Raw genomic sequence first — 12462 nt, forward strand, 5'->3', positions numbered from 1 at the left:
TCGAATAGGCCTTTGCACCGATAGTGGATTGCAGGCGCGTGAAGGGTCAAGGTGTCGTCGGACCTCGATCCCGGCGGCGGCCATTCCATGGCGCCTCGAAACACGCCGTTGTCAAACTGGTCTGGCGTGCCTGTCGGCAACAGCCAAATGCGCGCTGCTGGTTCTCGCGGCCCTCACTGCCGCTCCGTCGGCACCACGCTTATGCTGTTGAACGGTGATCCATTGATCAGCTTCGTACTGACAACCGTATAGACCAGCACATGCTTCTCCAGATCCAGCGACCGGTGGATCTGAAACGTCTTGAAGAACAGCGAGGCCTGGGAAAACGCGATTACCTCGGTCTTCGGCATGGCAGCCGGCATCGTCACCAGCCCCACCGCTCGGCAGGCAATCGAGAACCGGCTGGGGTCCTCGGCGAAGCCAAGCTCGCCTTTCACCCCGCCTGTCTCTGCCCGCGACAGATAGCAGGATACATTCTGTACCCTGGGATCATCATACCGCTCGACGATGATCTTGTCGTCGGGGCCGAACCAGCGGAAGTTGGTGTTGATGGAGTCAATGCGGGTTTGCGCGAGGGCTGAAACCGATATCAATTCCAATGCGCCGGCAAGCAATACCCCACGCATCAACGCCTCTCTTTCCGCAGCCGTTCCGCCAGGTGCACCAGGATCGCGGCGGTCGCACCCCAGATGTAATGCTCGGGATGCGGCCAGACCCAGTATTCCCGCCAGACGCCGCCGACGTGCTGACGCTGCCGGCGCGGCGCGTCCGGGTCCAGCACCACGTCCATCGGCAATTCGAAGACCGCCTCCACCTCATGCGGCGAGATCTCGTACAGCAGGTCGGGTGGCACCAGCGCCAGCACCGGTGTGATCCGATAGCCGGTGCCGGTGATGTAGTCAGCCATCCGCCCCACAACCTCGACCGCTGCCGCGTCCAGACCGATCTCTTCCTGTGCCTCCCGCAGCGCGGCGGCTTCCGGGCTGGCATCTTCGGGATCGATCCGGCCACCAGGAAAACTGATCTGCCCGGCGTGCCTGGTCAGATGCGATGTGCGCTTGGTCAACAGGATGCCAGGGCTGTCGCTCAATACGACCGGCACCAGCACGGCGGCCGGCACCGGCGCCCTATGGGGAACAGACGCAGACAGCGTGGTCAGCAGCTCGTCGCCATGGACCGAAGCCGGGTCTGGCGGAACGGCGGTGATCGCGGCCAGCCGCGTCCGCAATTCGATTGGAGTCACGCCTCGCCAGGCGGCAGGTCGCCCAGGGAGAAAAATTGGCCCTGGCTCCAGACGCCTAACACGCGTCGGCTGCCAATCCAGCGCGGCACGGCAAGCGCGACAAGCTCATAATACGTCGCCCGGTTGATCCGTGCCTCCACGCCCAGATGCTTGGCCGCGCCGGGACGAACCAGCAGGTAGGGCGTCGGCTCGCAGGTCAGTATGTCGTGGGCGATACGGATCGGATGCTCCAGGCCGGCACTCACGATCTCGTCGATATTGGTGCGGAATGACAGGATCTGGTCCCGCCCATCGCCGGTCCAGTCCAGTTCGACCGCGACGAATGGCGCATCCTCGACCTGTATGCGTCCGCGCTCGGCCGGAGTCTGTAGCCACCAACTTCCATCTTCTTCCCGCCGCAGCACGCTGGCGAACAGGCACACCAGCTCCTTCCGATTGATCGGACTGCCACGATACAGCCAGGTGCCGTCGCGCTTGATCAGGAAGGGCAGGTCGCCGCATTCGGTTGGGGTTCGACCGGGCCGCCTTGGGCTATCATGACCTCGAGCACCATGAGCTGAAATACCTTCCGCCGCCAGATAGTCCCCCGCCTCACCTCCCTGAACACGATCGGAAGACGGTCCGGGACCCCTTGGCGGAGGCAGATGACAGGGAACGCCAATGCCGTTCACGCATTCTTCTCCATCGGACGCCGAACTTTCCTCATACTCCAACGATATAGGAAGCATCCCCCCTTCGGCAAAAGAGCCTATATACTGCCGTGGACGTAATCGCGGAGGGCACGACCCGTATGTCAGGCGGTATGGCTGCAACGCCACAAGGCTTTCCCAACCGGCAAGTGCCGGGGTTTGACGATCCGAACGCCATTGTCGCGGCGGCGGAGGCGACCGGCGCGCGCATCAGTCAGGTGCGGGCCGGCATCGGCCACGTTATTTTCGGTCAGAACCAAGTCGTTGATCAAACCTTGATCACTTTGTTGTCGGGCGGCCACGTGTTGCTGGTCGGTGTTCCCGGCCTGGGCAAGAGCCGCCTGGTGGAAACCCTCGGCGTCGTGCTCGGCCTTGCCACCAAGCGCATCCAGTTCACCCCGGACCTGATGCCGGCCGATATCGTCGGCAGTGAGGTGCTGGATGAAACCGAAGGCCGGCGCAGCTTTCGCTTCGTCCCAGGGCCGGTGTTCTGCCAGTTGCTGATGGCGGACGAGATCAACCGCGCCAGCCCGCGCACCCAGTCGGCTCTGCTGCAGGCCATGCAGGAACAGCGTATCGCGGTCGGCGGGGTCGAGCACCCGCTGCCGACGCCGTTCCACGTGCTGGCGACACAGAACCCGATCGAGCAGGAGGGCACCTATCCGCTGCCCGAAGCGCAACTCGACCGCTTCCTGCTGGAGATCACCGTCAGCTACCCGGACCAGGACGCCGAACGGACCATGCTGCTGGCGACCACCGGGGCCGCGGAGGCGCGTCCGGCCCCGGCAATGACAGCGGAGGAACTAATGGCCGCCCAGGCGCTGGTGCGCCGCCTGCCGGTGGGCGAAAAGGTGATGGACGCCATTCTTTCGCTCGTCCGAGGCTGCCGGCCGGAGACCGCTGGGGACGAGATCGTTCGCCGCCATGTCGCCTGGGGTCCCGGTCCGCGTGCCGCGCAGGCATTGATGCTGGCAAGCCGAGCCCGCGCACTGCTGGACGGGCGGCTGGCGCCCAGTGTGGACGACATCGCCGCGCTGGCTCGCCCGGTGCTGCGCCATCGCATGGCCCTGAGCTTTTCAGCCCGCGCCGATGGCGTGATGCTGACCGACGTGATCGACCGCCTGGTGGGACATCTTGGATAGCACGGTGGTCGTCGGACAGCAGACCGCTCAGGCAGCGGCGGGATGTAATCGGGTGGATGACCGATGTGGGACTGCCGAGACAATCAGCGCGCTGCCCGTTTCCCATCATTGCGCCGCATCACTGTCTCGTCATGGCGCCGCACTGCTCCCTCGTCGCGGCGCCGCACCGCTCCCTCGTCATGGCGGGCGCAGGCCCGCCATCCACGCCTTGAGGTCGTGGCCCACGCAACGCCATGGACGGCGACCATGCGCCCGCCATGACGGCGGTGGCGGCCGCGCCCGACCCGAAGCAATCGACCCGCAGCAGTTTGATCTGTTCCCATGTCCCTAGCACCCACTGACGCCCTGCAAGCCGAGGCCATCGGCGCCCGCCTGCCGCCGTTGCTGGTTGCGGCGGAACGCGTTGCCTCCACCGTGGCTCAAGGCGTGCATGGCCGCCGTCGTGTTGGTCAGGGTGACAGCTTCTGGCAGTTCCGTCGGTTCGTATCCGGGGATTCCGTGGCGCGGATCGACTGGCGGCAATCCGCCAAGTCCGGCCGCGGCGCGCCGGAAGGCTGGTTCATCCGGGAAACCGAGTGGGAAGCCGCGCAAACTGTTTGCCTATGGCGGGACGGATCAGCGTCCATGCGATGGCGCTCGCGCCAGGTCCCGGTTGAAAAACGCGATCGCGCCGATCTGCTGCTGCTCGCCCTGTCATCCCTGCTGCTGCGCGGCGGGGAGCGGGTTATGATGATGCACGATGGCGCCCGCCCCATCGCCAGCCGATCCGGACTTGATCGACTTGCTGCCGAACTAGTGCGCACTGACGACGACAGCGGCCTGCCGCCGCCGGTGCGCCTGCCGCGCCACGGCACGATTGTCCTGTTCAGCGACTTCCTCTCGCCCCTCGACGACCTGAAGGCCATGCTCGGCCGATTCTCAGCCATTCCGGTCACTGGCTACCTGCTGCAAATCCTGGACCCGGCGGAAGCCGACCTGCCGTACCGCGGCCGCATCCGCTTCCGCGGGCTGGAGCGAGACGGCGATACCCTGGTGCCCCGCGTCGAGTCGGTGCGCGACGCCTATGCGCAGCGGCTGAAGGCGCAACAACAGGAACTGGCGTCACTCTGCGCCACCGTGGGCTTCGGCTTCGGCGTGCATCATACCGACCACACACCGGAGACAGCCTTGCTGACAATATACGCCGCGTTGGCGGCGCGATGATCTTTGTCGCACCTTGGGTGCTGGTCGGGCTGCTCGCCCTGCCAATGCTTTGGTGGCTGCTGCGTGTCACGCCGCCCGCGCCGAAGTCGGAAGACTTTCCCGCCGTGCGTTTTCTGCTGGGCCTGCACGCGACCGAGGAAACCCCGGCCCGTACGCCCTGGTGGCTGATGGCTCTGCGTCTGATCGCCGCCGCGCTGGTGATCGTGGCCCTTGCCCGCCCGGTACTCGATGCCGGGTCGGTCCTGGCGGGCAAGGGTCCGGTCCTGCTGGTCGTGGACAATGGCTGGGCTGCCGCGAACGACTGGGCGCGCCGCAAGGAAGCCGCTGGGACGCTGCTGGACCGGGCGGAGCGGGCGGGACGCAAAGCCGCACTGCTGTCCACTGCCGCGGATGGCAGCGGCGCGCCAATCACCGTCACCGCGGCCATGCCGATTCCCGAACTGCGCGCCCGCCTCGCCGGCTTGCAGCCACAGTCCTGGCCGCCCGACCGCGCCGCCGCCGCGGCCGCCATCCGTGCCTGGCACGAGGCGAATGCGCGGGCCGCGTCCGTGGTCTACGTGCCGGACGGTTTGGCCGACGGCGCGGATTATCCCACGTTTGCCCAGGCGCTGCGTGATGCCGGCGCGGTCACCGAGCTTTGTTGCGACACCATCCCTTCACCTTTGCTGCTGCCGCCGACGAACGAAGCCGATCGCCTGGTCGCGCATCTGGCGCAGGTGCCGACAAGCGCCCCGACGAAGGCTGGCATCTTGGCGCAGAGCGGTGACGGGCGCACGTTGGCGCGTACCACGATCAACATCCCGGCGGGCGCCTCGGTGGCTTCGGCCGGCATTGAATTGCCACCGGAGCTGCGCAACCGGCTCAACCGGTTGGTGTTGGAAGGGCCGCCTGGCGCCGGATCCGTGGTGCTGCTGGATGAACGCTGGCGGCGGCGGCCGGTCGGGCTGCTGTCCGGCGACCAGGCCAGCGCCGAAACGCCATTCGCCGGCCCGCTGTATTTCCTGCGGCGCGCGCTGGAGCCGTTCGCCGAATTGCGCGCCGGCGATGCGGCGACGCTGCTGAAGCGGGACGTCTCCGTGCTTATTCTGGCCGATCGGCCGTTGCCGGATGGGGCGGAGCGCGATGCGCTGACAAACTGGGTGCGCAAGGGCGGGCTGCTGATCCGCTTCGCCGGACCGCGCACCGCCGAGGAAGCTGGCAACGACACCGATACCTTGCTGCCGGTCCGGCTGCTCAGCGGCGACCGTCAGCTTGGCGGCGCCTTGTCCTGGAGCCAGCCGGCCGGCCTGGCACCATTCCCGCCCGGATCGCCGTTCGCCGACCTGCCGGTGCCGCAGGAGGTGCGGATCAACCGCCAGGTGCTGGCGGAGCCGACGGCGGACCTGGCGGCGCATACCTGGGCGACCCTGGCGGACGGCACGCCGCTGGTGACCGAGGCAACCATGGGGGCCGGCCGCATCGTGCTGTTCCACGTGACCGCCAACGCCGACTGGTCGAACCTGCCATTATCCGGCCTGTTCGTCGACATGCTGCGGCGATTGGTCTCACTGTCCGTTGGCGTGGCGACAACCGAGGACACGACCATGCTTGCCCCGGCCGAGACGCTGGACGGCTTCGGCCTGCTGACCCAGCCGCCGGCGGCGGCGACCGCTTTGCGCGGCGACAGTTTTGCCAAGACCGCGGTCTCGCCGCGTCATCCACCTGGTCTGTATGGTCCGGAAAACGGGCGGCAGGCGCTGAACCTGGGCACCCGCCTGTCCCTACCGGAAGCAGCGCCGCCGATCAGCGGCGCAACCTTGCAGACCATCCAGGGTTCGGCGCAGCAGCGGGCGCTGGGTCCGCCCCTGGTAGCGCTGGCAATCCTGCTGCTGTGCGTGGACATGCTGATCTCGCTGGGCCTGCGCGGGCTGCTGCGCGCGCGCGTTTCCACCGCGGCCGTAGCGTTGATGCTGCTGGCGATGCCGCCGGCGCATGCGCTGGATGCCGGCGGCAGCCCGGCGACCGACACGCGGCTGGGCTACATCACCTCGGGCGACGCCACCGTGGACGGCATCGCGAAATCCGGGCTGGAGGGGCTGTCGGACTATGTCAATCGCCGCACCGCGGCCACGTTGTTCGAGCCTGACCCGGTGCAGCCCGGCCAGACCGACCTCAGCGTCTACCCGCTGCTGTACTGGCCGATCATCGCCGACGCCGAACCGTTAACCACAGCGCAGACGGCGGCGCTGAACGACTACATGAGCCGCGGCGGGATCATCCTGATCGATACCCGCGATTCTGGTTCCGGCAGCGGTTTCGCACCAGGCACCGAGGCGGCGCTGAAGCGGATCAGCCACGGGTTGATCATACCGCCGCTGGCGCCCCTGACGGTGGATCATGTACTATCCAGGGCGTTTTATCTGCTGTCGGAGTTTCCCGGCCGCTTCACCGGCGATACGGTCTGGGTGCAGCGTGACCAGGACCGGACGAACGACAGCGTCAGCCCAGTGATCATCGGCGGCAACGACTGGGCGGCCGCCTGGGCAATCAGTCCGGACGGCAGCAATCCCTACGCGGTCATTCCCGGCGGCCAACGGCAGCGAACGCTGGCCTACCGTTTCGGAGTCAATCTAGTCATGTACGCGCTGACCGGCAACTACAAGGGCGACCAGGTGCACGTGCCTGCCATCCTGCAGCGGCTTGGACAATAGATGCGGCCGGAACAGGTTATCGCCGCCATTCGCTTCGATCCGCTGCTGCCGGTATGGCTGCTGGTGGCACTGGGGCTGTTGTGTACTGCCATCGTGGCACTCGGTCTGTGGCGGCGCGCAAAGGGAACGCTATTCCGGCTGATCGGCTTCGGCGTGTTGTTGCTATGGCTGACCGGGCCACGGCTGGTGCAGGAAACCCGGCAGTCGCTGCGCGATATCGGCCTGCTTGTGGTCGATCAGTCGGCCTCCATGCAGGTCGGCGATCGGGCGCGTCTGGCTGACCGCGCGCGCCAGTCGATCGAGGCGCAGGCTGCAAGGCTACCGGACCTGGAGCTGCGGACCGTTACCGTGCCGGAAGCCGGCAACGCCGGCACGCGGCTGTTCGGCGCAGTCGATCGTGCCCTGGCCGACATTCCGCGATCCCGCCTGGCTGGCACCATCGCCATCACCGACGGGCAGATCCACGACGTGCCATCGACCACCCCTGGTGGCGCCCCCTTGAACATGCTGCTGACCGGCCGGGGCGAGGAGACCGACCGCCGGCTGCGGGTGATCGAGGCACCGGGCTACGGGATTGTCGGCAAATCCATCACCCTGCGGGTTGCCATCGATGACCTGGGTACGACTGGTCACACCGGACCGGCCACCTTGACGGTCCGCCGCGACGGTCAACCGTTCCGCGTCGAAAGCGTCCCGGTCGGCGTCGAGCAGCGCATCGACGTGCCGATCACCCGCGCCGGCCCCACCGTGATCGAGATGGCCGCCAGTCCGCTGCCGGGCGAGGTGTCGCAGCTCAACAATCGTGCCGTGGTGGAGATCAACGGCGTGCGCGACCGGTTGCGTGTGCTGCTGATCTCCGGTGAGCCGCATCCGGGGGAGCGCACCTGGCGGCGCCTGCTGAAAGCCGATCCGTCGGTCGATCTGGTGCATTTCACCATCTTGCGGCCGCCGGAGAAGGACGACCGCACGCCGCTGAACGAGCTGGCGCTGATCGCTTTTCCAGTGCGCGAGCTGTTCGTCGACAAGATCGGCGAGTTCGACCTGATCATCCTGGACCGGTTCCAGAACCGCGGTCTGCTGCCGCTGCCCTATCTGGCGAACATCGCCAACCGGGTGCGCCAGGGTGGCGCCTTGCTCATGAGCGTCGGCCCCGAATTCGCCGGCGGCAGCAGCCTGGCTTCGTCGCCACTCGGTGCCGTGCTGCCCGCCGGGCCGGCGCGCAACGACGCTGTTGTGGATGGCCGCTTCCGACCTTGGGTCTCTGAACTCGGGCAGCGGCATCCGGTTACTGAGGGCCTGGCCGACGCCAATCCGCCCGACGCAGCCGCCGAAGGCATTGCCGCGGGACCTGCCACGGCACCCCCTAAGGCGCCGACCTGGGGCCCGTGGTATCAGCGCATCGAGCCGGGTGCGGTGGACGGCGAGGTGTTGCTGCGCACGCCTGACCACCAGCCGCTGCTGGCGTTGAACCGCGTTGGCGAGGGGCGTACGGCGTTGCTGCTGTCCGATCAGATCTGGCTCTGGTCGCGCGGCCATGACGGCGGCGGGCCGCAGGCTGAGTTGCTGCGACGGATCGCGCATTGGCTGATGCAGGAGCCGGACCTGGAGGAGAACGCGCTGACCGCGCGGGTGACCGATGGGCGGCTGCTGATTGAGCGCCGCTCAACCGATCCGGCGCCGCCGGGGCAGGTGATCGTCACCGATCCGGATGGCAAGACCGAGACGGTGGCGCTGCACGAGGACTCGCCCGGGCGAGCGACAGCGACGCGTGTCGCGCCGGTGCCGGGGGTCTGGCAGGTGACGCAGGGGAAACAGTCGGCTTATGCCGCCGCCGGCGCGGCCAACCCGCCGGAGTTAGCGGATTTGCGGGCGACCGCCAGCGTGGTTGGGCCTCTGGCACGAGCATCGGATGGCGGGGTGCATTGGCTGGCCACCGCGTCGGGCGAGGACGTGCCGGAACTGCGTCGGACCGACGAAGCTAGTACGGCGTCCGGCAGTGCCTGGGTGGGGCTGGAGCGGCGGCATGATCACGTGGTGACCGGCGTCGCGGCACTGCAACTGCTGCCCGGATGGGTGTCGCTGCCGCTGATGGTCGGGTTGCTGCTGCTGGCGTGGCGGCGGGAGGGTCGGTGACTTGACGGCCGGTCGCAGCGCAAGCAACGCCTGATCCAGGCTGCTCCCCGCGGTCTGCGTCAGCAACGCATCTTTCCGCGAACTACGGCATGGCGCAATATCCTCGACCGGCGACCACACGGCCGCCGTTCTTCCGATGCCCGGAAGCGGCATGCTAGCCCTTCTGGCGCAAAGCGGACCGAACCGCGTAGGTGCCACCTCGTGGCGCGACGGGCATCACTCCGCGGCTTGCCGCGACGGGATCCCCTCAATCGGGCAGTCGCTCACGCCGACCTCTTGCCGCGTCAACGCCTCCACTTGCGCGCGCATCGCTTCCGGGTCGGCCACCCACTGGCGATAGAATTCGAACGGGCACTCCGCCTTGCCGCTGGCGTTCTCGCGCGAATTAATCATTCCGGTATAGCCACGATGCAGCAACTTGAAGAGATGGTTCTGGGATTGCATCGACCGTCGCGCCTCGCGGATCAACGGCACTGACAGTTGCGCGTACTGAATGCCGTTCTCCTCGGTGCCGCATTCACCCAACGTCCGCCCGTCGAACCCGATGACCGAGGAATGGCCGAAGTACGAGTAGACGCCGTCGAAGCCGGACGCGTTGGCGACGGCAACGTAGACGTTGTTCGCCCAGGCCATGGACTTCGCCATCAGGATCTGTTGCTCCTTGGCAGGATACATGTAGCCCTGGCACCGCACGATCAGTTCCGCGCCACGCATCGCGCAGTCGCGCCAGATCTCTGGGTAGTTGCCGTCATCGCAGATGATGAGGCTGATCTTCAGTCCCTTCGGCCCGGTCGAGACATAGGTGCAGTCACCGGGGTACCATCCCTCGATCGGCGTCCACGGCATGATCTTCCGGTACTTCTGAACGATTTCTCCCTGGTCGTTCATCAGAATAAGCGTGTTGTACGGCACCTTCTCCGGGTGCATCTCATGCCGCTCGCCGGTCAAGGAGAACACACCCCATACGCCGGCCTTGCGGCATGCGGCGGCAAAGATGTCCGTCTCCTCGCCGGGCAGGACCGCTGCAGTGTCGAGCATCTCCTGCCGATCGTACATGATGCCATGCGTGCTGTATTCCGGGAACACCACCAGGTCCATTCCAGGCAGTCCGACCTTCATGCCGCAGATCATGTCGCCGATTGCGCGTGCGTTGGCGAGCACCTCCGCCTTCGTGTGCAGCCGTGGCATCTTGTAATTCACCACGGCCACGCCGACCGAATCGCGGCTGCTGCCGATATCGCCATGTATCACGTCATCATTCTCCTGTTGCCGAAAGGACAGGGCACGGCGGGATCCGTGCCGGGTGCGCTACCTGACCAGACGAGGCGGGACGAGCCACAGCACGCGCATGTTCAGTGGGCCGGCTCAACCAACGGGCTGAGGTCCCCGGCCGCATCGGACCACGAGCGGCGATCGCCTACAAGCGGCCGGCGGCCACCGCCGGAACGCTGCCGGCGGCGGGCTTGCACATGTCGTGGCAGGACGACTCGAGCGAGCAGCACAGCGAGCAGATCGTGCCATGGTGGAATGGACAACTCGTCATGTCCTTCTTTTCGTAGTCGTAGCCGCAGGTGACGCAGGCCAAGGTATCGCCCGCGACATGACTGTCGTCGTAGGGCTGCCGGGCCAGGTAGTAGCGTCCTTTGGTCGCGAAGGCGATGATCGGTGAGCCGACGAACGCCAGGACGAGCGCGATAAACGCGGAGAACGCCTGCGCCGCCTCCCCCAACAAGCCAAAGAACGCAATGATCGACACGAAGGACGCGAACAGCATCGAGCCGAAGCCAACCGGATTGAAGTTGTAGAGGTGGGCCCTTTTGAATTCGATGTAATGCGGGCTCAGCTTCAGCGGCTTGTTGATAACGAGGTCGGCGGTCACCGCGCCAACCCACGCGACCGCGACGTTCGAGTAAAAGCCAAGGATCTTGCCCAGGAAAGAGAACATGTTCAGTTCCATCATCGTCAGCGAGATCGCCACGTTCAGGAAGATGTACACCACGCGGCCGGGGTGGGCATGCAGCAGGCGCGAGAAGAAGTTCGACCAGGACAGCGAGCCGGAATAGGCGTTGGTCACGTTGATCTTGATCTGCGACAGAATGACGAAGAAGGTCGCGACGCTCAAGGCGGCGAAGGCGGGAAACATGTAGTTGTAGCCAGCGATATACATTTGTATCGGCTCATTGGCCTCGGTCAGCGAGGTGCCGTTCGCGACCGCGACCGATGCGAAGAACGAGCCCATCAATTGCTTCGCGGCACCCAGCACGACCCAGCCCGGACCGGCGCACATCACCGCCAGCCACCACCTGACCTTGTTGGACGACGTCTTGTCCGGCATAAAGCGCAGGTAGTCCGCTTGCTCACCGATCTGAGCGATCAATGACAGCGCGATGCCGGCGGCGCTACCGAACAACAGCCAATCAAAGCCTGATTTGCTTGGCGAGTTTCCCGCGAAGGTGACCCAGTCATGGATCGCGTTCTTGTCCACCGCCAGCACCGCCACGGGCGGCGCGAACAGCAGCAGGAGCCAGAGCGGCTGCGTCCAGACCTGCAACTTCGCCAGCAACGTCATGCCGAACACCACGAGCGGAATGATGATCAGCGAGCCTAGCGCGTAACCGATAGGCAACGGGATGCCGAAGTACAGCAAGAAAGCCTGGGCCATGATCGACCCTTCGAGCGCGAAGAAGATGAAAGTGAACGACGCGTAGATCACCGAAGTGATGGTGGATCCGAGATAGCCGAAGCCTGCGCCGCGGGTCAGCAGGTCGACGTCGACATTGTACTTGGCGCAGTAGTAGGCGATGGGAATTCCGGTCAGGAAGATCACCAGCGCCGCGGCCAGAATACCCCAGAACGCATTCTCGAAGCCGAACTGCACGGCGAGCGAACCGCCAATCGCCTGGTCCGCCAGGTAGGCGATACCACCAAGGGCAGCAGACGCGACCGCATAGGTCGACCAGGTGCGGAAGCTTTTCGGTGCGTATCGGAGCGAATAGTCTTCCAGCACCGGATTGTTGACCAGCTTGTTATAGGATCGACGCATCCCTGGCTTGGCGGTGGTCATGTCAGACATCTGTCCAGACTCCCGATGGAAGGCGGAACCTTAGGCGACGAATGCCGCGCGACACCATGGGGTAACCAGGCAACAGCAACGTAATACATATAACAAAAAGTTGTACATTGTTTGACCGCGATATTTACCAGCGCACGCCCGAGACATGGCGTTCTGTATTGGCGGAATGTAGCGTATAGGCACCGGTAAACTGATACGACAGTGGTTCGATCGGCGGGTCGGACTCGTTCGGCGCATCCGCGAGACGTTGACGCTCGATTGTCAGATCCACGAAACGAGGTGCGTGCGA

At 65.7% G+C, this 12462-nt stretch carries 10 protein-coding genes; 4 read left to right on the top strand and 6 right to left on the bottom strand.

The window, feature by feature from the left end; translation table 11 throughout:
• Positions 1–173: 173 nt before the first annotated feature.
• The 3 genes from ACQY4S_RS08270 to ACQY4S_RS08280 are packed head-to-tail and all read right to left on the bottom strand — an operon-like array spanning position 174 to position 1821.
• Positions 174–626 (bottom strand): CreA family protein, encoded by a 453-nt coding sequence (locus ACQY4S_RS08270; RefSeq protein ID WP_428484733.1) that lies wholly within the window; start codon positions 624–626, stop codon positions 174–176.
• Complete coding sequence (locus ACQY4S_RS08275; protein WP_428484734.1) at positions 626–1243, bottom strand: CoA pyrophosphatase; 618 nt, start codon at positions 1241–1243, stop codon at positions 626–628. Before ACQY4S_RS08275 ends, ACQY4S_RS08270 begins: the two co-directional genes overlap by 1 nt.
• Entirely contained in the window at positions 1240–1821 is a 582-nt protein-coding gene (locus ACQY4S_RS08280; protein ID WP_428486244.1) for a DUF1285 domain-containing protein, read from the bottom strand. The genes ACQY4S_RS08275 and ACQY4S_RS08280 overlap by 4 nt, the downstream gene beginning before the upstream one ends.
• Before the next feature lie 212 nt (positions 1822–2033).
• Between ACQY4S_RS08280 and ACQY4S_RS08285 the strand changes: the two genes are divergently transcribed.
• The 4 genes from ACQY4S_RS08285 (at position 2034) to ACQY4S_RS08300 (ending at position 9100) form a co-directional block, all read left to right on the top strand.
• Positions 2034–3074: an AAA family ATPase gene (locus ACQY4S_RS08285; RefSeq protein ID WP_428484735.1), complete on the top strand. Its 1041-nt coding sequence runs from the start codon at positions 2034–2036 to the stop codon at positions 3072–3074.
• A gap of 321 nt (positions 3075–3395) precedes the next feature.
• The gene (locus ACQY4S_RS08290; RefSeq protein ID WP_428484736.1) at positions 3396–4277 is read left to right on the top strand and encodes a DUF58 domain-containing protein; all 882 of its coding nucleotides are present in this window, start codon (positions 3396–3398) and stop codon (positions 4275–4277) included.
• The gene (locus tag ACQY4S_RS08295; RefSeq protein WP_428484737.1) at positions 4274–6967 is read left to right on the top strand and encodes a DUF4159 domain-containing protein; all 2694 of its coding nucleotides are present in this window, start codon (positions 4274–4276) and stop codon (positions 6965–6967) included. Before ACQY4S_RS08290 ends, ACQY4S_RS08295 begins: the two co-directional genes overlap by 4 nt.
• Complete coding sequence (locus tag ACQY4S_RS08300; RefSeq protein ID WP_428484738.1) at positions 6968–9100, top strand: hypothetical protein; 2133 nt, start codon at positions 6968–6970, stop codon at positions 9098–9100.
• Positions 9101–9316: 216 nt separating this feature from the next.
• Here the strand turns inward: ACQY4S_RS08300 and ACQY4S_RS08305 are convergent, their stop codons facing one another.
• The 3 genes from ACQY4S_RS08305 to ACQY4S_RS08315 all read right to left on the bottom strand — a co-directional run bounded on the left by ACQY4S_RS08305 (position 9317) and on the right by ACQY4S_RS08315 (position 12444).
• Complete coding sequence (locus tag ACQY4S_RS08305; protein WP_428484739.1) at positions 9317–10351, bottom strand: aliphatic amidase; 1035 nt, start codon at positions 10349–10351, stop codon at positions 9317–9319.
• Between the two features lie 166 nt (positions 10352–10517).
• Positions 10518–12173, bottom strand: coding sequence for a purine-cytosine permease family protein (locus ACQY4S_RS08310; protein ID WP_428484740.1), 1656 nt, complete (start codon positions 12171–12173; stop codon positions 10518–10520).
• A gap of 124 nt (positions 12174–12297) precedes the next feature.
• Entirely contained in the window at positions 12298–12444 is a 147-nt protein-coding gene (locus ACQY4S_RS08315) for a hypothetical protein (protein ID WP_428484741.1), read from the bottom strand.
• Positions 12445–12462 lie beyond the last annotated feature (18 nt).

It is taken from the genome of Rhodopila sp. (assembly GCF_965276935.1).
Lineage (GTDB): Bacteria > Pseudomonadota > Alphaproteobacteria > Acetobacterales > Acetobacteraceae > Rhodopila.